Consider the following 18,791-nt stretch of genomic DNA (forward strand, 5'->3'; position numbering starts at 1 on the left):
CGGACCCGGCCATTTCCTGTGACGCATTGCGACAGCCACAGAATAGGCCGTGGCAGACTATTTCCATGGACACCGCAGCCTCCAGCCTCCCGGAATATCTCCGCCGTCCGTCAGGGCCACGCAATCCCGGCGACGCCTGGGTGGAAGGCGAGCGGGGCAGGTTCTGGGGCCGGTTCGGGTCTGCGGGACTCCTGGTCCAGGACCCGGCCAAGGGCATCCTGCTGCAGCACCGGGCCACCTGGAGTGATCACGGCGGCACCTGGGGCCTTCCCGGCGGCGCCCTCCACCAAGGGGAAGATGCCATCACGGGCGCCCTGCGCGAAGCCCATGAGGAGGCCGCTGTCCCCCCGGAGAACGTCCGTGTCCTCTTCACGTCCGTCTTCGACGTCGGGTACTGGTCGTACACCACCGTGGCGGTTCACGTGGTTGAATCCTTCGATCCCGTCATCAACGATCCCGAGAGCATCGAGCTGAAGTGGGTACCGGCCGACGCCGTGGAAGGCAGGAATCTGCACCCGGCCTTCGCCACCGCGTGGCCTGGCCTTCGGTGCAGGCTCCTGCAGCACCACTGATTTCACTGACGGCGTAGCCCCGGCAGGACTAGCGCCGGCAGCGCAGTCGTTGACATTGGTAAGCACCAATCCAGGGAGGCTCACCATGGAAGAACTCAGCGGCGGAGTCAGCGGAACCAGCGCGGCCGAAGACCCGCTGGATTCCTACTCGGCAACGGTCATCCGTGTGGCGGAAACCGTCACCCCGCACGTGGCCGCCATCGAAATGACCGGCAACGGGCGCAACGGCAGGTTCCGTGTGGGCGCCGGCTCAGCTGTCCTGTTCACGTCGGACGGGTACCTGGTAACCAACGCCCATGTGGTGGGCGCAGCCGGAAAGGGCCACGCTGTGTTTGCCGACGGCACCCGGTCCGCCGTGGAGGTGGTGGGCGCCGACCGTCTTTCCGACCTGGCCATTGTCCACGGCAAGGCACCCACCGCCCCGCCGGCCGAGTTCGGCGATGCCGAACTCCTCAAGGTAGGGCAGCTGGTCATCGCTGTCGGCAATCCGCTGGGGCTCTCCGGCTCCGTGACAGCGGGCGTGGTCAGCGGCCTGGGCCGGTCCATCCCGGTATGGTCCGGACGTAACCGCCGCGTGATCGAGGATGTGATCCAGACCGACGCCGCGCTGAACGCCGGCAGCTCCGGAGGGGCGCTGGCGGACGCCCACGGCCGGATCGTGGGCATCAACACCGCGGTCGCCGGTGCCGGGCTGGGGCTGGCGGTTCCGATCAACGCCACCTCGCGGCGGATCATCGCTTCCCTCCTCTCCGACGGGCGCGTCAGGCGCGCCTACCTTGGTCTCGTGAACACTCCCGTTCAGCTTCCCGTCAGCTCGGTTGTCCGTACCGGCCACCGTGACGGATTGCTCGTCGTCGAGGTCCTTCCGCGGTCGCCGGCTGAGCGGGCGGGCCTCCGCGCCGGAGACGTGCTGCTGAGCGTAGGGCGGAAGTCTGTTTCGAATGCGGAGAGCCTCCAGAAGCTGCTCTTCTCCGAGGCAATCGGAGCGCCGCTGGACATCTCCGCGCTCCGCGACGGCACGGAACTGCATGTGGTGGCCGTTCCCGAGGAAATGACGGAAAACCAATAACGGTCCACCGAAAAGCGCAATTCAGTGCCGGTAAGGGACGGGACTGCCCAGTACCGCGCACAATGGGTCTGTGGGACCTGTTCCGCGGCGTGGAGTGCACGGCAGAAGGCACGCCCTTCGCGCCGTCATACCGGCATGCACGCTGTTCCTCCTTGCGGGGCTCCCGGCGTGTTCGCGGCCAGGACCCTTCGACGCTCCACCGTGTTTCCCGCCCGCCTACAAGGTAACGCCCGAGCGCGCCCACGTGGGCCAGAACGTAAATGTCACCGCCCCGGACGCGGACTGCGACCCGCGCTACGGCGGGCATGCGCGTATTCACGTGACCGTGACGGATGCGGCAGGCGCGAAGCTTTTGGACGCCACGTCCCCGATGAACGACGCCGGCGGGTTCACGTACTCGTTCACCGTTCCGGTGAACTCGGCGGCCGGTGCGGCAACGGTGACAGCAATGCCCTACAACATTGACTGGTGCGACGATACCGGCAGGAACAACAGGGCGGACGGGTCCGTTCGCGTCGGCGCTCTGACGCGGACATCCTGCGCCCAGCCGGTCCGGATCCTCACCATCACGCCGTAACATAACCGGCCGATGCCAGGCCCGTTTAGACCGGAACGCGCTCCTGGGCGAAATACACACAACACCCAACGAGGCATGTCAGTGACACGTCCCGGGATGGGGGTACCGCATTTCCGCTCGCATCCACTCTGCTTGCCGCAGGACTTAGCCTCGGCGGGACTGCAGTCGTTGCCGGACCGACCGGTCTGAGCCGGCAAGCGAGGGGTGTCGCTAACGCGACGCCCCTCCCTTGTACAGGGCGGGCACTTCCTCTAGCCGCGATCCGGTGGCAGGGTCGAATCATGAACACGTGGGAACCAGGGACCGCCGGGGTCGTCAGCTTCCCTTCCGGGCGGCTCATCCGCGGGCGTGGACTGCGTCATCCGCCCCCGTCAGGTCCCGACCCCGACTTCGGCGTCTACCTTCTCGGCGCGGCTCCGCCCCTGGTTGCGTGGGAGCAGCGATGGGTCCGCTGGCCGGACTTCTGGCTGCCCACCAACGAGGATGAGGCCATGGATGCCCTGAAGGAAGCATGGCTGCGGGCTGAATACCAGCGCGTCGAAATCGCCTGCTCGGGCGGCCGCGGAAGGACCGGCACAGCGCTTGCGTGCATCGCCGTTCTGGACGGAGTGCCTGCACGACAGGCGGTGTCCTTCATCCGGGAGCACTACCACCCGCGGGCGGTGGAGACGCCGTGGCAGCGGCGGTACGTCACACGCCCGCACTGGGACGGCGCTGGGGAAGGCCGTGGAGGCTAGCGGCGTGCCTCGGTGATTTCCTGCCCGATCATCCTGCCGGGTACAGCGTCCGCGACAGGCACGCCAACCTGGCGCCAGGCAGGGGCATTTCGACAGCCCTCCGGGGTAGGGTACCTCCATGGACATCATCCTGGTTCCCGGATTCTGGTTGGACGCCTCGTCATGGTCCGACGTCACGCCGCCGCTGACCGCCGCGGGGCATCGCGCCATTCCGCTCACGCTGCCCGGTCTTGAAGCCCCGGATGCGCCGCGGGCGGGCATCGGCCTCGGTGACCATATCAATGCCGTCGTCGCGGCCGTCGACAGCGCCGACCAGCCGGTAGTCCTTGTCGGGCATTCCGGCGGCGGTGCCATCATCCATGGTGCTGTTGATGCCAGGCCGGACCGCGTTGCACGCGCCATCTACGTGGATAGTGGCCCTCTGGGCGAGGGCGGCGTGATCAACGACGAACTTCCCGCGGAGGGCAACGACGTGCCGCTTCCGCCGTGGGAAGCTTTCGAAGACGCCGATCTCACCGATCTGGATGACGGGCTGCGTGCCATGTTCAGGGACCGGGCGGTCCCCCAACCGAAGGGCGTGGCTTACGACCCCCAGCACCTTCACGATGAGCGCCGCTATGGCGTTCCCGTCACCGTGATCGCCTGCGAGTTTCCCTCCGCAGTGCTGAAGGAATGGATCGAAGCAGGGCATCCATATGTTGCGGAGCTCGCGCGGATCCGCGATGTCGAATTCGTCGACCTGCCCACAGGTCACTGGCCCCAGTTCACCAGGCCGGCCGACCTCGGCGCGGCGATCCTCGCCGCCGTCGACCGCCAGTAGGCGTCGACCGCAGAAAAGTGGTGCTACGCGAGAGGCGTGAGGACGGCGATCTGGTAGCCGCCCGCCCTTTCGGCGAGCTGATAGCAAAAACGCTCCCGGGGTTCGCCGCCATAGGTCCAGGTGACGTCTGCCCATACAAATCCCGGGGCTTCCGCCATGATGTCGATTCTCTTCTCCACTGAGTCAACACCCTCATATTGGCCCCACGACGAGGCGAAGAACGCCTCCGTCTGCCCGGAGTCCGTGACCGCGATCGACTGGCCGGGAAACAGAATGAGCGAGGGAACGGCGTACATTCCCGCGATCGCCTTAGCGTCACGCGCCAGCAACGCGACAGCGTAGCGGTCGAAAAAACGGTCGACGTTGTCCGTAGCTTCTGTCATGCCAGAAGTATATGGGGCCCGGAAGCGGGACCTCCTGGGGAAGGACCCGTGGACTTAGAACCGGATGGCGTCGATCACCCGCGATTTGGCCTTCAACCTCGTCCCTGCTCGCCGGAAATGATCAGTTCCCGGGCGCCCGCCTCGGCCGCGCCCATGGATTCCACCACCGTCCTGGTCCGCAACCTCGTGGCTGCATCGGCTTCCGGTCCGGCGCACTGGCCCTGCGGCGCGTCGGCCGCCACCGAACACCAGCGGTATGGATCGCGGACGATCACTGACGGCACCCACGCCAGGTCCGAGGCCGCCCATTTTCCGGCCGCGTCCTGGCTGAACTGCGCCCGCACCAGCAGTCCTTCGTTGTTCACCACATACCACGGGGACAGCTCCGTGACCCCGTTGCCGAGCCCGTACACAATCCAGGTCCCTTTGTAGTTCTCGATGGGAAGCACGGAATGGGTGTGGTGGCCGTAGATCATGCTGAACTCGCCGCTGTCGACCAGGGCGTGGGCCGTATCCTGCTGCTGGGCGTTCGGAGTGCTGGCATATTCGTCCCCTGCGTGCATCACGCCGAGCACAATGTCCGCGCCGAGCGCTCTTGCCTTCTTTGCCTTGGCAATCATTGCCGGCGCGTCCAGCATGTCCACCTGCCAGGAGTATTCGGGGTATTGTCCGTTCAGGCCGTAGGCGGCCTCGATCACGGCAATTTTCGCGGCGTCGGTCTGCAGGATCAGGATGCCTTGGGAGTCCGCCTCGGTCCGGTAGGATCCGGTGTGCTTCAAACCCGCGGCGTCAAGCGCGTCGAGCGTCCGGACCAGGCCGTCAGTCCCGCGGTCGATGGTGTGGTTGCTGGCCGTGGTGCAGGCCTGATAGCCAACATTCTTGGAGGCCGCGATGATCTGCGGCGGCACATTGAACGACGGGTAGGCCGAGAAGGGGCCGTCCGGGCCGGCGACCGGCGTCTCCTGGTGGCAGATGGCCAGGTCGCTGTGGTCGATGTACGCCCGCTGGCCCTCAAGCAGCGGGGTGAAGTCCAGCCCCGGCTTTCCGACGGCGGCCGCGTCGACGCGGGCCTGATCCCACAACTGGGCATGCACCAGCATGTCCCCGGTCACCAGTACAGAGGTGCACCGGACAGCGGCGCAGGCTGGGCCCTTGCCCGGCGTCGGTTCCGGCGAGGGGGCCGGCATCTGGGTGGCGGCGGACGACGGCGGCGCGGATGCCGCCGTCGTCGTTGCGCCGGTTGCGCGCGCACCGCCGCCCTGTTCAGCCAGTACGCCGCACGACGATAGCGTGACCATCATGCAGGCCGCGGCAAGTGCCGCGAAACGCTGTGTGGCGGGCGGTTTTTGTTGTCTTAGCTGCTGGTCCCCCATGTCCGCCATCCTACGACTGCCGACCTCCGAATCCGGCGAAATCACCATTGAGAACGGCTCGGTTACATGAAAGGGTTGCTTCATGACCAACCCCCTCCTGACCCCCAGCCCCTTGCCGTACGGGCTCCCCCCGTTTGCCGACATTGACGAGACCCACTATGCCGAGGCAGTCCGGTCCGGGCTGGCGGAGCACCTTGCTGAAATCCAGGCCATCGTGGACAACGCCGAACCCGCCGGCTTCGAAAACACAGTCCTGGCCATGGAACGCGCCGGGCAGCTCCTCCAGCGCGCGGCCGCGTCGTTTTTCACCCTGGTGTCCGCCGATGCCTCGGACGGCATCCGCACCCTCGAGACGGAGCTGTCCCCGCAGTTCTCCGCCCACCAGGATGCCATCTACATGAACCGCCGGCTGTTCGACCGGTTCGCCGCCGTGGACACCGCCGGCCTCGACGATGAATCGGCCAGGCTCGTGGAGGAGTACCTCAAGGAGTTCCGCCAGTCCGGCATCCAGCTGGACGACGCCGGACAGGAACGGCTCAGGGCAGTCAACGCGGAGTTGTCCCGGCTGGGCACGGAATTCGGCCAGCGCACCAAGGAGGCCATGAAGACCAATGCCCTGCTTCTCGACGACGCCGCAGAGCTGTCCGGGCTGCCCGCTGACGACGTCGCCAGCGCCGCCGAGGCAGCGCGGGCCGCGGGCCACGACGGGAAATACCTGCTCACGCTGATCCAGCCCAGCAACCAGCCGGCCATGGCCTCGCTGGACAACCGCGACGTCCGGCGCCGCCTCTACCAGGCATCCGTCAGCCGCGGGAGCAGCGGCGGGAGCCTCGATGTCCTGGACCTGGTGAAGTCGATGGTCGCGCTGCGGGCGGAAAAGGCCCGGCTCCTGGGCTTCGGCAACTATGCCGAACTGACGGTGGACCGCCAGACGGCACCCGATTTCGGCGCTGTGCAGACCATGATGAACCGGCTGGCGCCTGCGGCCGTCCGGAACGCCGACGCCGAGGCCGCCGCCCTGGCGGAAGTGGCCGGCCACCCCCTCGAGGCCTGGGACTGGGCGTACTATTCCGCGAAAGTGCGGCGGGAGCGGTACAGCGTGGACGAGCAGGCGCTGCGGCCCTACTTCGAACTGGACCGGGTGTTGCGCGACGGCGTCTTCTTCGCCGCAACGGCCCTTTACGGTGTGACCTTCCACGAACGGCCCGAGCTCGTGGGCTACCACCCCGATGTCCGGGTCTGGGAGGTCCGCAACGAAGACGGTTCCGGGCTGGGCCTGTTCCTGGGCGATTACTACGCCCGGGAGTCCAAACGCGGCGGGGCCTGGATGAACTCGCTGGTGGACCAGTCCGCACTGCTGGGGACCCGGCCGGTGGTCATCAACAACCTCAACATCTCCAAGCCGCCGGCCGGCGAGCCCACGCTCCTGACGCTGGACGAGCTCCGGACGGCGTTCCACGAATTCGGGCATGCCCTCCACGGCCTGTTTTCGAACGTGACCTTCCCGCGGTTTTCCGGCACGGCCGTCCCGCGGGACTTCGTGGAGTACCCCTCCCAGGTCAACGAAATGTGGATCATGTGGCCGGAGGTGCTGGCCAACTACGCCCGCCACCATGCCACCGGCGAGCCCCTGTCCCAGGACATCGTGGACAGGCTCAACGAATCCCAGCTGTGGGGCGAAGGCTTCGGCACCACGGAGTACCTGGGGGCCGCGCTTCTTGACCTTGCCTGGCACGTCCTGGACGGATCCGGTGTCCCGGAGGACGTCCTGGCGTTCGAAGCCAAGGCCCTTGCGGCGGCCGGCGTGGCCCACAATCTGATTCCACCGCGATACCGTACGGGCTACTTCCAGCACATCTTCGCGGGTGACGGCTACGCCGCGGGGTACTACTCCTACATCTGGAGCGAAGTGCTGGATGCGGACACCGTCGAGTGGTTCAAGGAGAACGGCGGACTCAGCCGGGCCAACGGCGACTTCTTCCGGAGCGAACTGCTCTCGCGCGGCAACAGCCGTGAACCTTTGGAATCATTCCGCGCCTTCCGGGGCCGCGACGCGCAACTGGAGCCGCTGCTGAAGCGCCGCGGTTTGGAGTAAGCGGAAGACAACAATGCAGCGCCGCATGGAGTTTTTGTCCAGATAATGCGACTTAAGAGCCCTCGAAACCCCATTATCTGGACAAAAACTCGGGTTCTTTGGGTAAAGTACGACGCCGGTTGGTCACCTCGCAAGGTGACCAACCGGCGTCGTACTGTTTGAGAGCTGTTACCAGCCGCGCTCGGCGAGGCGGTGCGGCTGCGGGATCTCGTCGACGTTGATGCCCACCATGGCTTCGCCCAGGCCGCGGGAGGCCTTGGCGATCACGTCGGGGTCATCGAAGAAGGTGGTGGCCTTCACGACGGCGGCGGCACGCTGGGCCGGGTTGCCGGACTTGAAGATGCCCGAGCCGACGAACACGCCGTCAGCACCAAGCTGCATCATCATCGCAGCGTCAGCCGGTGTGGCGATGCCGCCTGCGGTGAAGAGCACCACGGGGAGCTTGCCGGCGGCAGCAACTTCCTTGACCAGTTCGTACGGGGCCTGCAGTTCCTTGGCCGCGACGTAGAGCTCGTCCTCGGGCAGGGCGGCAAGCTTGGCAATCTCGGAACGGATCTGGCGCATGTGGCCGGTCGCGTTGGAGACATCGCCGGTGCCGGCCTCGCCCTTGGACCGGATCATGGCCGCGCCCTCGTTGATGCGGCGCAGCGCCTCACCGAGGTTGGTGGCGCCACAGACGAAGGGAACCTTGAAGTTCCACTTGTCGATGTGGTTGACGTAGTCGGCCGGGGTCAGGACCTCGGACTCGTCAATGTAGTCCACGCCGAGGGACTGCAGGACCTGGGCCTCGACGAAGTGGCCGATCCGGGCCTTGGCCATGACCGGCACGGACACGGCTTCGATGATCTTGTCGATCATGTCCGGATCGGACATGCGCGACACGCCGCCCTGGGCCCGGATATCGGCCGGAACGCGTTCCAGCGCCATCACGGCCACGGCACCGGCGTCTTCGGCGATGCGGGCCTGTTCGACGTTGACGACGTCCATGATGACGCCGCCCTTGAGCATCTCTGCCATGCCGCGCTTGACGCGGTTGCTGCCCGTGACGCTGTTGGCGGACGAGCCGGCTTCGCTGCTTACATCAGGTGTAGACACAAAAACCCCTATGGGTAGCTAGATGTTACGTAGATCCGGTCTCTCGGTCCCGGCGCAGGCGTCGGCACAGACGGGAAATGCCACGCCGCGCGCACACCGGATTACCGGATCCAATGACCAGGTACTCCTAATACTAGTCCCACGCCGCGACGCTGCTGAATTCGGGTTACCCCGGCAGTCCGGCCTCTATCCATGGGCGCTGCCGGACGGCCGCCGGAGCATGCCGGACCCCTCAGGCAGGCTGCTGCGAGGCCGTGCCGTTCGGCTCTTCCAGCGATTGCCGGTACACCGTGGCGATCCGCTGGACAACGGTGACCAGGCTGGCGGCGGCGAGCAGGATCAGCGTCGTCAGCAGAACCACGCTGGGGAGCCCGATCCCGGTGAAACCCGTCACCACCAGCACCGATACCAGCCGTTCGGCGCGCTCGGCGATGCCCACGTTGGCCTGGAACCCGAGGGCCTCGGCCTTGGCCCGCGCGTAGGAAACCACCATGCCAAGCACCAGGCACACGACGGCGGCGATGGCTATGGCGCGGTTCGCGCCTCCGGTGAAGTACCAGATGGCAAGGCCCGCAAACAAGGCGCCGTCGGCAACCCTGTCCAGGGTGGAGTCCAGGAAGTTGCCCCACCGGCCGCCGCGTTCCTGCAGGCGCGCCATGATGCCGTCCAGGACATCCGAGAAGATAAAGGCCGTGATGAAAAGGGTCCCCCACCACAGCTGGCCCAAAGGGTAGAACACCAGGGCGCCCACCACCACGCCGGCCGTTCCCACGATGGTGATGGCATCCGGGGAGACTCCGATTTTCAGGAGCCAGCGGGCAAGCGGGGAGAACAGCGCGGTGAAGAACCCCCGGGCATGCCGGTTAAGCACGTTCGTCCTCGGGCCAGGCCTCGGCGACCTGCTGGCGGACCTCGCCAAGCGTCTGGGTGATGGCTTTCGTCTGGGCGATGATGGGGAAGAAGTTTCCGTCCCCGCCCCAGCGCGGAACCACGTGCTGGTGCAGGTGGCCGGCAATTCCGGCGCCGCCGACAACGCCCTGGTTCATCCCGAGGTTGAAGCCGCCGGGATTGGCCACTTTCCGCAGGACGCGCATGGACGTCTGCGTCAGGGCCGCGAACTCCGCTGTTTCCTCCACTGTCAGGTCCGTGTAGTCCGGCACGTGGCGGTACGGGCAGATCAGCAGGTGCCCCGGGTTGTAGGGAAACAGGTTCAGCACCACATACGCCGTTCGGCCGCGGTACACGATCAGGGAGTCGTCGTCGCTGCGTGCAGGGGCCACGCAGAAAGGGCAGTCTTCCTCATTCTTGAACTGGTGCTGCCCGCCCTTGATGTAGGCCATGCGGTGCGGAGTCCACAGGCGCTGGAAAGCGTCCGGAACTCCGGCCAGGCCGAAATCATCGGTCGCCTCGCCGTCGCCCGGATATCCTCCGCCAGCGCCTGTGGTTTCCTGCACGTCGTTTGCCTTTCCGCTTCCGCTAGCTGGTCCGGTTGCGGACGGCTTCGACAATCCTCTGGACGGCCTCCGCCACCGGCACGCCGTTGTCCTGGCTGCCGTCGCGGAACCGGAACGACACGGCTCCGGCCTCGGCGTCCTCGCCGCCGGCGATCAGCACGAACGGGATCTTGTCCTTGCTGGCGGTGCGGATCTTCTTCGGGAAACGGTCCGAGGAGATGTCCACCTCGGCCCGGATACCGGCCGCCTTGAGCTGGCCGACGACGTCGAACATGTAGTCGTTGAAAGCTTCGGCAACCGGAATGCCCACCACCTGCACAGGTGCCAGCCACGCCGGGAAGGCGCCGGCGTAGTGCTCGGTCAGCACTCCCATGAACCGCTCCACGGAACCGAACAGGGCGCGGTGGATCATCACCGGGCGCTGACGGGTGCCGTCGGCGGCCTGGAATTCGAGTTCGAAGCGCTCAGGCAGGTTGAAGTCCAGCTGGATGGTGGACATCTGCCAGGTGCGGCCGAGGGCGTCCTTTGCCTGGACCGAGATCTTGGGACCGTAGAACGCGGCTCCGCCCGGATCCGGAATGAGCTCCAGGCCGGAGGCTTCGCCCACTTCGGCCAGGGTCCGGGTGGCTTCCTCCCAAGTGGCGTCGTCGCCCACGAACTTGTCTTCGTTCTTGGTCGAGAGCTCCAGGTAGAAGTCATCCAGCCCGTAGTCCTTGAGGAGGCCAAGCACGAAGTTCAGCGTAGTGGTGAGCTCGTCCTTCATCTGCTCGCGGGTGCAGTAGATGTGGGCGTCGTCCTGTGTCATGCCACGCACGCGGGTCAGGCCGTGCACCACGCCGGACTTTTCGTACCGGTACACCGAACCGAATTCGAACAGCCGCAGGGGCAGTTCGCGGTAGGAGCGTCCGCGCGAGCGGAAGATCAGGTTGTGCATGGGGCAGTTCATCGGCTTCAGGTAGTAGTCCTGGCCGGGCTTGCGCACGGTGCCGTCCTCGTTCAGTTCCGCGTCGATGTGCATCGCCGGGAACATGCCCTCCTTGTACCAGTCCAGGTGGCCCGAGACTTCGTAGAGGTGCCCCTTGGTGATGTGCGGGGTGTAGACGAACTCGTAGCCGGCGTCCACGTGGCGCTGGCGGGAGTAGTCCTCCATGGCCTTGCGGATGATGCCGCCCTTGGGGTGGAACACCGGCAGGCCGGAACCCAGCTCGTCCGGGAAGGAGAACAGGTCCAGCTCGGCGCCCAGCTTGCGGTGGTCGCGGCGCTCGGCCTCGGCGATGCGCTCCTGGTAGGCCTTTAGGGCGTCCTTGGTGGGCCAGGCAGTGCCGTAGATGCGCTGCAGCTGCTGGTTGTTCTGGTTGCCCAGCCAGTAGGCGGCCGAGGACCGGGTCAGGGCGAAGGCATTGGAGATGAGCTTGGTGTTGGGCAGGTGCGGGCCGCGGCACAGGTCGCACCAGACGGTGTCGCCGCTCTTGCGGTCCACATTGTCGTAGATGGTGATGTCTCCGGCGCCGACCTCGACGTTGACCCCTTCGCCGGCGTCGGCGGCGTCGTTCTTCCTGCCCAGCAGTTCGAGCTTGTAGGGCTCGTCCTTCATCGCCTCGCGTGCCTCGTCCTCGGACACCACGCGGCGGACGAACTTCTGGTTCTGGTTGATGATCTTGAGCATCATCTTTTCCAGGGCCTTCAGGTCTTCCGGGGTGAACGGCTCAGCGACGTCGAAGTCGAAGTAGAAGCCGTCGGTGATGTAGGGGCCGATGCCCAGCTTGGCGTCGGGGCGCAGCTGCTGCACGGCCTGGGCCATAACGTGCGCAGTTGAGTGCCGGAGGACATTGAGGCCGTCCGGGGAATCGATGGTGACACCTTCGATGTCCGCTCCGTCGGGGAGCGGCTGGTCCAGGTCTTTCAGTTCGCCATTCACACGGGCAACAACGACGTCGCGGCGCTCAAAGAAGAGTTCCGCGCCGGTGGTCCCGGTAGTCACCTTGGTCTCTTCGCCGTCGACGATGAGGGTGATCTTCTGGGCATCTGACACGGGTGTCTCCTATTCAAAGTTAAGGCTTCGTAGCTTGTGGCGTACGGGGACCACAGCCAGCCTCGTCCATGCTATCGGTTGGGAGTTAGGCCGACCAAAGCGGCCCATGAGGCTCGCTGTCCTGAGGTGCAGGTCAGCTGCCCAGTCCGGTGATGGCCAGGTTGCGGCTGATTCCATCCAGCGGCCCCTGTAACTGCAGGTCCTGTTCCCGCTGGTCAGTGGATTGTTTTTGCGGGTACGGCAGCGTCTCGGCGTGGCTGAGGTCCCAGGCCATGGTGGCACTGATGCTGATTCCGCGGGGTCCGGTCCGGCGGGTGTTGCCCCGGATAAGGAGCAGCCGGGTGCCGAACAGCAACGGGCCGGCCAGCTCCTGGGCTTCGTGGAAGAACACTGAGTCCACGCAGCCGGTGCCGTCATCGATGCTGATGAATACCACGCGGCGGCCTCCCCGCATAGGCGGAGTCTGGGTGGCGATCCGGACACCGGCGACCAGCACCTCAGTGCCGTTCCGGAGCCCCAGGAGCTTATCCGCCGTGGTGACGCCCAACCGGTCCAGCAGGGGCCGGTGGCTGGACATCAGGTGTTCACTGACATCCACCGCCATCAGGTCGAGTTCAGCCCTGACGTTCTCCACCATGGTGGGTGCGGGTAGTTCAGCTTTCAGGTTCCTGAGTTCAACATCACCCAGGGGCAGGGAAAGCTGGCCGTCCATGACCTCAACGCCTTTCTTGGAAGGACGGTTCTGGAGTGCCTGCAGGTGCTGGACGAGGTCAGCCCTGTTGGCTGCTCCACCGGACTCCCGATGCAGTGAGTCGAATGCTCCCAGCTGGGCAAGCCGTTTGATGCTTGGCTTACTCAGCCGGGAGCGGGCACGAAGGTCTGCCAGCGAGTCATAGGGCTGGCCTGCCACGATCCTTTTGAGTTCAGCACCGGAAAGTCCGTAGATGCCGTTCAGGCTCAGCCGGATGCCCAGCTTCCCGCGGTCCGGCCCGGATTCCACCCGTTCCACGCGATATTCCGCCTGGCTCCTGTTGATGTCGAGGGGCAGGATGGGAATCCCCAGGCGCCGGGCTTCGGCCACAAGGAGCCTCTTGGGGTACATGCCCGGGTCGTGTTCCCACAACCCGGCCAGGAAAGCCTCCGGGTGGTGCGCCTTCAGCCAGGCCGACTGATAGGTAGGCACGGCGAAGGCTGCCCCGTGTGCCTTGCAGAAGCCAAAGCTGCCAAAGGCCTTCAGGGTTCCCCAGACCTTGTCCACCACCTCGGGGGTGTAGCCCCCTGCCCGGGCTTCCTTGCGGAAGAATTCCTCCACCGTGGGTTCAAGGAGCTCGTTCCCCAGGGCTCGGCGGAATTCATCAGCCCGGGCCAGCCCGCACTTTGTCATGACATCGAAGGTCTTCAGGATCTGTTCGTGGAAGACCGTCACGCCGTGGGTTTCCTGGAGCACGGGCTTGAGGTCCGGATGCGGATAGACCTCAGGCGCAAAACCGTGGCGGTGTTCCAGGAAGGGGCGCACCATGTCCGATTTCATGGGCCCGGGCCGGAACAGGGAAATGTCGATGATGAGGTCGTTGAACTCCCTCGGTGCCATCTTGCCGATCAGTTCCCGCTGCCCGGGTGATTCGATCTGGAAACAGCCCAGCGTGTGGGTGCTGCGGATCAGTTCATACGTTGGTTCGTCGTCCAGCGGCACGGCGTTGAGGTCGATGTGCCCGTCAGCGGCGATGTAGTCCGGCCCCGCACCCTCAGGCCCCACCGGATGGGCGCCTGCAGCCACCACCTCGGCCTTGGAGGGGTGCAGCCGGATGACCTCCCTGACGGCGAAGGCCATGGCGCTCTGCATCCGGACGCCCAGGACGTCCAGCTTGAGCATACCCATCGGATCCATGTCGTGTTTGTCGAACTGGCTCATGGGCAGGCCCAGTCCGCTGGGCTGGACGGGCGTCCGGTCCAGCAGGGTGGCGTCGCCAAGGATCACGCCACAGGGATGCATGGAGATGTGCCTTGGCAGCCGGTCGAGCCTCTCGGTCAGGTCCACGAGCAGGTCCAGCTGCTGGTTTTCTGCGGAATCGCGTTGCTCCACCCGGCCCGCGAATTCCTTCAGCTCCGGCTTCTCCACCAGGGCTTCACGAAAATTCCTGGCCGAGAAGCGCCACAGCTGCTTGGCGATTTCGCCGATGTCGCCATCGTCCATGCCCAGTGCCAGCCCGGCGTCGCGGACAGCACCGCGAGCGCGGTACCCGTTCTGCATGCTCATCAGGGTGACCCGTTCCGCCCCGAAGCGGTCAAAGATCCTCCGGTAGACGTTGTGCCGCGCGGCACTTTCGACGTCGATGTCGATGTCCGGAAGGGTGGCTCTGTCCCGGGAGAGGAACCGTTCGAAGATGAGATCGTGCTGCAGGGGGTTCACCTGGCTGATGTCGATCAGGTAGTTGACCAGGCTGGAGGCACCGGATCCCCTGGCGGCAGCCCTGACCCCCATATCCAGGATCATGCGGGATACCTCTGCGACCGTCAGGAAGTAGGAGGCAAAGCCAAGGTTGGCGATGATCCGCAGTTCGTGGTCCAGCCGTGCCCGCATTTGCGCTTCAGCCCGGCCCGATATCCCGGGGAACCGCCGGCCGATTCCCGCCTCGCAGCGTTGGCTCAGCTCAACCAGCGGGTCGCCGTCGATGCCGATCACAGCTGCCTCCGGAACAACGGGCTGTTTCCATCCCATGTCCGTTACCGGATCCATCCGGCAGCGGTCCGCGAGCGCCTCGGTTTGGCCGAGCAGCCTGGTGAGGTCGGTGGCCCCGTAGCCCGCCGAATGGATGATCTCCTTGCCGAGCTGGAGCATTTGGGCCGCCGATTTCAGCCAGCCTTGGCCGTTCGGCTGCAGCAGCGGCTCCGCAGTCAGCTCGGGCAGGGACTTCAGGGTGCGGGCTGAATCCAGGACATCCGCCGTCGCTGCCCCGTCCTCCGCGCCGTACCGCACGGCGTTGGTCAGCACAGCGGGTACGCCGTGCTCGGCAGCGAGCTTGAGCATGCGCACGGCATGGGCGGTGCTCAGCGGCTCACCGGGGGCGCTGAGGTGGGACACCACTTCCGCGGCCACTGTGCCCCTGGGCATACTGTCCAGCCACTGCTTGAAAAGGGTACGGGGACGGAGGTACCGGCGGCCGCCCATTGCCCTCCCGACGTCGGAATCCGGCCCGATCAGGACGGTCAGTACCGGCTCCAGTGTTTCCGGATGCAGGGTCCTGGAAGCGAGTTCGGCGCGGGTCACCGCAACGGGTACTGCTCCCCCGGCCTTGCCGGAGGTGCGGGCATGGGCATCCGAAATCAACCGGCAGAGGGCGCGGTAGCCTGCGCCCTTGTTGTTTCCGTGGGCGAGCACGACGACGCGGCCCGCGAGCTGGGTGCGGAGGTCGCCGTCGTCGTCGAAGACCGCAAGGTCAACCCCGACGACGGGATCCAGTCCCGCCGCCATGCAGGCTTTGAGGTGTTTGACGGTGCCGTACAGTCCGTCCCTGTCGGTGCAGGCCAGCGCCGTGGCGCCGTCTGCGGCGGCCGCCTGCGCCAGCTCGTCCGGCCAGGAGACGCCGTAGTGCGCGCTGAAGGCGGTGGACACATGGAGATGGGTGAAGCTCATGCTGATTGCGGCCGGAGGGCATCGTGGATCCGCAGCAGCCTCCAGCGTCCGCTGCCGATATTCCGGGTCAGGTCAAGGGTGAGGCTGCTTTCAGGGCCAGGGGCGGCCCTGGCATCGGCAACCCGGACCTGGACGCGCCAGATCTCGTGATCCACCAGGCCCGGGCCGGTACCAAGAGGCGCCCGGGTTTCCTCTACCCACCACTGGCGCCGTTCATACCAGCGCACGGGTTCGGCGCAGACCGTGTATTGCTTTCCGGCCCAGGTGAGTTCCAGGGGCTGGCCGGCGGGCGTGCAGACGACATCGACACCCTCGCTGAACATGCCCATGGGCGCCTCCCGGAACACCTTCCCGCCCCGAAACAGGTGACCGTATCGGGTGGCAGGAAGAGACTTGAAATAATTCGTTCGAATATATCTTCGAATAAATCAAGTCTACGCCGGGGCGGTGACAAAACCTAGATCAGGGGTGGACGGACGGCAGCGCAAGGGGAAGGATGGAGCCATGAGCTCCCATAACGCACTTCTGAAGCATGTATCCATCGCCGCCAAGGACTCCACCTTGGTGGCGACTTTTGCTATAGACGGGAATATCCCCGGGGCGGGCGCCTACGTGGTGGGCCTTGTGGCGGCCACGCCGGATCATTCCCATCAGCGACGAATGGGAATTGAGTTCATGAACGGCGAAGCCGTGTCCTTCTACTGCTTCAGCCATGACGGCACCGAGGAGAACTTTGACCTCAGCGGCGTGGAACATTCGGGCAGCACCATTACCGGGAACTTTCCCATGAGTACCGTCCTGGGGCTCGAGAAGGGTCACCTCATGACCGCTTTCAGCGAAGCCGACGGCAGGGACTTCCAGGCCAACGTGCCCGTGGAGGAATCCCTCTAGATACGCCCGGACGTCAGTCCGGGATAACGTCTGTGCACAACGCCGCTAGCTGTTGGCGTTGTGCACTTTCATCTCAAGTTCAGTGAAGGCCGTGATCATGGCACGGTATGTCTTCTCCACGATGTCCGGGTCGATGTCCTTCTTCTGCGCGGCGGCACGGACATGCTCAATGACCTTCTCCACCCGGCCGGGGGCGCGGACCTCTGCGTCGTCGCCCTTGAGGGTGCCGGAAATCCGGATCAGGCGTTCACGGCGCGCAATCAGGGTGACGATCTGCTCATCAACTTCATCGACGGCCACGCGGACAGCTGCGAGCTGCTCCCTGTCGGCCTGGGCGTCTTTGTCGTGTCCGTGATTTGTGGGCATGTGCATGACAGTATCTAAGAATGCAGCCTCGAGTCGACTTCATTTCACTTGGCGTCCGTAGTGTTGACGCCGCACGCAGGTTCTACGTCAACGGCCTGGGTTGGCCGGTGCACCGGGAGGTCCCCGGCGACGTGGTGTTCATCCAGGCAAACCACGGCCTCATTCTTTCCCTCTGGGATGCCGGCCAGATGCAGGCCGAGGCCTCCGTGGACCGCCCCACGGGGATCCCCTGCATCACCCTGAGCCACAACGTTGGCAGCGCGGCGGACGTTGACCGGGTCATGGCAGAAGCCGAGGCCGCGGGGGCAACGGTCGTTGGCCGGCCGAAAACCCAGCCGTGGGGCGGTTACACCGGGTACTTCGCGGATCCGGACGGCTTCCGCTGGGAAATCGCTTTCAATCCCACTTGGTCGGTTGACGCCGGCGGCACCGTCACGGTCTGAGGCGCGCCCAAAAAGTCACCCGCCTAGAACAGGCCTTCCACCGGCTTGATGAGCTCCGCTGAATCATTCCTGACGTTCCCGACGGCGGTGCCAACGGCATCGATCGTCCAGCCTTCGGCGACGTCGTGCGCCCCTGCCCTCACCAGGTCCACCAGGCCGGCGGCGTCATCCGCCTGGGGGTCCAGCCAGGCCTGCATGGTGGTGCGGTCCATGGGCAGCGGAACCCTGTCGTGCAGGGCAGTAAGCTCGGCGAGCATCCCGCCGGCATAGCCCTCGGGCGGCGAGTCGGTGGTCATGATGGAGGTGGACAACATCCAGCGGTGCGGGTCCCCCTCGGGCTTGGACGGATCCTTCCACCACTCATACAGCCCGGCGAACACCAGCGGCAGGCCGTCCTTCGGGTGCACGTAATAGGGCTGCTTGCTGCGCCCCTCACCCTTCCATTCGTAATAGCCGTCCGCCGGCACAGCGCAGCGTCTTGACCTCGTAGCCTTGCGGAAGGCCGGTTTCTCCAGGACGCTCTCGCTCCGCGCATTGATCATTTTCGAGCCGATGGAAGGATCCTTGGCCCAGGAGGGCACGAGTCCCCAGCGGGCCACGTGCAGCTGCCGGACCGGGCGGCCGTCCACCAGCCGCTCCAGCAGGATGGGCACATCAGCGGTAGGGGCGACATTCCACGACGGCGGAACCACAAGTTCCTCTTCCAGTTCAGCGTCAAACTCCGCCAGCAGGTCCCCGACTGCCCTGGCCATCACGTAGCGTCCACACATGGCACCAGCATGCCACCGCCCGCAGCCGGTGTCACCCGGCGTCACCGGCCGTCACCCTGGGGCGATGGTGAGGCCCGCCGCCGCGGGAATACCGGCCACCGGGTTACGGTTGAGGGTAAAGACATCTGCTTTGATAACGACGAGCAACAACGAGCTTGAGGAGAACTCCGTGGATTTCACTCCCGAATCCGGCACCATCACCATGTTTTCGACCACCTGGTGCGGTTACTGCAACCGGCTGAAGAAGCAGCTGGACGCCCAGGGCATCGGTTACACCGAGATCAACATCGAAGAAGTTGAAGGCACCGCCGATCTCGTGGAGCAGCTCAACGGAGGCAACCGCACCGTCCCCACCGTCCTTTTCCCGGACGGCACCGCCGCTACCAACCCGTCGGCGGCCGAAGTAAAGAACCGGCTCGCGGCCTAGGCCCCGTCCCACGTAAAGCCGTTCTAAAAGCAAGGCCGGGCACCTGGGTGCCC

At 65.6% G+C, this 18,791-nt stretch carries 19 protein-coding genes; 9 read left to right on the forward strand and 10 right to left on the reverse strand.

Annotation, left to right across the window (positions count from 1 at the left end):
• The first annotated feature begins 65 nt into the window (after window positions 1-65).
• The 5 genes from AC1DRE_RS02495 to AC1DRE_RS02515 all read left to right on the forward strand — a co-directional run bounded on the left by AC1DRE_RS02495 (window position 66) and on the right by AC1DRE_RS02515 (window position 3,775).
• Window positions 66-572 carry an NUDIX domain-containing protein gene (locus AC1DRE_RS02495; protein ID WP_476983182.1) on the forward strand — a complete coding sequence of 169 codons (507 nt, stop codon included), beginning with the start codon at window positions 66-68 and terminating at the stop codon, window positions 570-572.
• Between the two features lie 85 nt (window positions 573-657).
• The gene (locus AC1DRE_RS02500; RefSeq protein WP_476983183.1) at window positions 658-1,641 is read left to right on the forward strand and encodes a S1C family serine protease; all 984 of its coding nucleotides are present in this window, start codon (window positions 658-660) and stop codon (window positions 1,639-1,641) included.
• Window positions 1,642-1,885: 244 nt separating this feature from the next.
• Window positions 1,886-2,218 carry a hypothetical protein gene (locus AC1DRE_RS02505; RefSeq protein ID WP_476983184.1) on the forward strand — a complete coding sequence of 111 codons (333 nt, stop codon included), beginning with the start codon at window positions 1,886-1,888 and terminating at the stop codon, window positions 2,216-2,218.
• A gap of 281 nt (window positions 2,219-2,499) precedes the next feature.
• Window positions 2,500-2,955, forward strand: coding sequence for a protein-tyrosine phosphatase family protein (locus tag AC1DRE_RS02510; protein ID WP_476983185.1), 456 nt, complete (start codon window positions 2,500-2,502; stop codon window positions 2,953-2,955).
• A gap of 118 nt (window positions 2,956-3,073) precedes the next feature.
• The gene (locus AC1DRE_RS02515; RefSeq protein WP_476983186.1) at window positions 3,074-3,775 is read left to right on the forward strand and encodes an alpha/beta fold hydrolase; all 702 of its coding nucleotides are present in this window, start codon (window positions 3,074-3,076) and stop codon (window positions 3,773-3,775) included.
• Window positions 3,776-3,798: 23 nt separating this feature from the next.
• On the opposite strand, the gene AC1DRE_RS02520 is transcribed toward AC1DRE_RS02515, so the two are convergent.
• Window positions 3,799-4,158 carry a hypothetical protein gene (locus tag AC1DRE_RS02520; RefSeq protein WP_476983187.1) on the reverse strand — a complete coding sequence of 120 codons (360 nt, stop codon included), beginning with the start codon at window positions 4,156-4,158 and terminating at the stop codon, window positions 3,799-3,801.
• A gap of 92 nt (window positions 4,159-4,250) precedes the next feature.
• A complete protein-coding gene (locus AC1DRE_RS02525) occupies window positions 4,251-5,531 on the reverse strand; it encodes a CapA family protein (protein ID WP_476983188.1) in 1,281 nt (426 codons plus the stop codon).
• Window positions 5,532-5,613: 82 nt separating this feature from the next.
• Here AC1DRE_RS02525 and AC1DRE_RS02530 point away from each other — a divergent pair, with 82 nt between their 5' ends.
• On the forward strand, window positions 5,614-7,626 hold the full coding sequence (locus AC1DRE_RS02530; protein WP_476983189.1) for a M3 family metallopeptidase: 2,013 nt from the start codon (window positions 5,614-5,616) through the stop codon (window positions 7,624-7,626).
• Between the two features lie 168 nt (window positions 7,627-7,794).
• Here AC1DRE_RS02530 and pdxS read toward each other — a convergent pair whose 3' ends face one another.
• The 6 genes from pdxS to AC1DRE_RS02560 all read right to left on the reverse strand — a co-directional run bounded on the left by pdxS (window position 7,795) and on the right by AC1DRE_RS02560 (window position 16,170).
• Window positions 7,795-8,721: a pyridoxal 5'-phosphate synthase lyase subunit PdxS gene (gene pdxS / locus AC1DRE_RS02535; protein ID WP_011692158.1), complete on the reverse strand. Its 927-nt coding sequence runs from the start codon at window positions 8,719-8,721 to the stop codon at window positions 7,795-7,797.
• A 232-nt stretch (window positions 8,722-8,953) separates the two neighbouring features.
• Window positions 8,954-9,592 (reverse strand): phosphatidylinositol phosphate synthase, encoded by a 639-nt coding sequence (gene pgsA, locus AC1DRE_RS02540; protein ID WP_476983190.1) that lies wholly within the window; start codon window positions 9,590-9,592, stop codon window positions 8,954-8,956.
• On the reverse strand, window positions 9,585-10,175 hold the full coding sequence (locus AC1DRE_RS02545) for an HIT family protein (RefSeq protein WP_104173040.1): 591 nt from the start codon (window positions 10,173-10,175) through the stop codon (window positions 9,585-9,587). The genes pgsA and AC1DRE_RS02545 overlap by 8 nt, the downstream gene beginning before the upstream one ends.
• A gap of 22 nt (window positions 10,176-10,197) precedes the next feature.
• The gene (gene thrS / locus AC1DRE_RS02550; RefSeq protein WP_476983191.1) at window positions 10,198-12,207 is read right to left on the reverse strand and encodes a threonine--tRNA ligase; all 2,010 of its coding nucleotides are present in this window, start codon (window positions 12,205-12,207) and stop codon (window positions 10,198-10,200) included.
• 133 nt (window positions 12,208-12,340) lie between these two features.
• Window positions 12,341-15,841 carry a DNA polymerase III subunit alpha gene (locus AC1DRE_RS02555; protein ID WP_476983192.1) on the reverse strand — a complete coding sequence of 1,167 codons (3,501 nt, stop codon included), beginning with the start codon at window positions 15,839-15,841 and terminating at the stop codon, window positions 12,341-12,343.
• Window positions 15,838-16,170 carry a DUF6504 family protein gene (locus AC1DRE_RS02560; RefSeq protein WP_476983193.1) on the reverse strand — a complete coding sequence of 111 codons (333 nt, stop codon included), beginning with the start codon at window positions 16,168-16,170 and terminating at the stop codon, window positions 15,838-15,840. The genes AC1DRE_RS02555 and AC1DRE_RS02560 overlap by 4 nt, the downstream gene beginning before the upstream one ends.
• A gap of 175 nt (window positions 16,171-16,345) precedes the next feature.
• On the opposite strand from AC1DRE_RS02560, the gene AC1DRE_RS02565 reads away from it, so the two are divergent.
• Window positions 16,346-16,732 carry a hypothetical protein gene (locus AC1DRE_RS02565; protein WP_364127262.1) on the forward strand — a complete coding sequence of 129 codons (387 nt, stop codon included), beginning with the start codon at window positions 16,346-16,348 and terminating at the stop codon, window positions 16,730-16,732.
• Between the two features lie 45 nt (window positions 16,733-16,777).
• Here the strand turns inward: AC1DRE_RS02565 and AC1DRE_RS02570 are convergent, their stop codons facing one another.
• Complete coding sequence (locus AC1DRE_RS02570) at window positions 16,778-17,104, reverse strand: chorismate mutase (RefSeq protein ID WP_476983194.1); 327 nt, start codon at window positions 17,102-17,104, stop codon at window positions 16,778-16,780.
• 14 nt (window positions 17,105-17,118) lie between these two features.
• On the opposite strand from AC1DRE_RS02570, the gene AC1DRE_RS02575 reads away from it, so the two are divergent.
• Entirely contained in the window at window positions 17,119-17,541 is a 423-nt protein-coding gene (locus AC1DRE_RS02575; protein WP_476983195.1) for a VOC family protein, read from the forward strand.
• A 23-nt stretch (window positions 17,542-17,564) separates the two neighbouring features.
• Here AC1DRE_RS02575 and AC1DRE_RS02580 read toward each other — a convergent pair whose 3' ends face one another.
• Window positions 17,565-18,311: an SOS response-associated peptidase gene (locus AC1DRE_RS02580; RefSeq protein ID WP_476983196.1), complete on the reverse strand. Its 747-nt coding sequence runs from the start codon at window positions 18,309-18,311 to the stop codon at window positions 17,565-17,567.
• A gap of 169 nt (window positions 18,312-18,480) precedes the next feature.
• On the opposite strand from AC1DRE_RS02580, the gene AC1DRE_RS02585 reads away from it, so the two are divergent.
• A complete protein-coding gene (locus AC1DRE_RS02585; RefSeq protein ID WP_214838563.1) occupies window positions 18,481-18,738 on the forward strand; it encodes a mycoredoxin in 258 nt (85 codons plus the stop codon).
• Window positions 18,739-18,791 lie beyond the last annotated feature (53 nt).

It is taken from the genome of Arthrobacter sp. P4_H3 (assembly GCF_056400885.1).

What these genes read in the sequence shown, in the direction of transcription:
- AC1DRE_RS02495 (WP_476983182.1), top strand. Translation starts at nt 66, where the DNA reads ATGGACACCGCAGCCTCCAGCCTCCCGGAATATCTCCGCCGTCCGTCA.
- AC1DRE_RS02500 (WP_476983183.1), top strand. Translation starts at nt 658, where the DNA reads ATGGAAGAACTCAGCGGCGGAGTCAGCGGAACCAGCGCGGCCGAAGAC.
- AC1DRE_RS02510 (WP_476983185.1), top strand. Translation starts at nt 2,500, where the DNA reads ATGAACACGTGGGAACCAGGGACCGCCGGGGTCGTCAGCTTCCCTTCC.
- AC1DRE_RS02515 (WP_476983186.1), top strand. Translation starts at nt 3,074, where the DNA reads ATGGACATCATCCTGGTTCCCGGATTCTGGTTGGACGCCTCGTCATGG.
- AC1DRE_RS02520 (WP_476983187.1), bottom strand. Translation starts at nt 4,158, where the DNA reads ATGACAGAAGCTACGGACAACGTCGACCGTTTTTTCGACCGCTACGCT.
- AC1DRE_RS02525 (WP_476983188.1), bottom strand. Translation starts at nt 5,531, where the DNA reads ATGGGGGACCAGCAGCTAAGACAACAAAAACCGCCCGCCACACAGCGT.
- AC1DRE_RS02530 (WP_476983189.1), top strand. Translation starts at nt 5,614, where the DNA reads ATGACCAACCCCCTCCTGACCCCCAGCCCCTTGCCGTACGGGCTCCCC.
- AC1DRE_RS02555 (WP_476983192.1), bottom strand. Translation starts at nt 15,841, where the DNA reads ATGAGCTTCACCCATCTCCATGTGTCCACCGCCTTCAGCGCGCACTAC.
- AC1DRE_RS02560 (WP_476983193.1), bottom strand. Translation starts at nt 16,170, where the DNA reads ATGGGCATGTTCAGCGAGGGTGTCGATGTCGTCTGCACGCCCGCCGGC.
- AC1DRE_RS02565 (WP_364127262.1), top strand. Translation starts at nt 16,346, where the DNA reads ATGAGCTCCCATAACGCACTTCTGAAGCATGTATCCATCGCCGCCAAG.
- AC1DRE_RS02570 (WP_476983194.1), bottom strand. Translation starts at nt 17,104, where the DNA reads ATGCACATGCCCACAAATCACGGACACGACAAAGACGCCCAGGCCGAC.
- AC1DRE_RS02575 (WP_476983195.1), top strand. Translation starts at nt 17,119, where the DNA reads ATGCAGCCTCGAGTCGACTTCATTTCACTTGGCGTCCGTAGTGTTGAC.
- AC1DRE_RS02580 (WP_476983196.1), bottom strand. Translation starts at nt 18,311, where the DNA reads ATGTGTGGACGCTACGTGATGGCCAGGGCAGTCGGGGACCTGCTGGCG.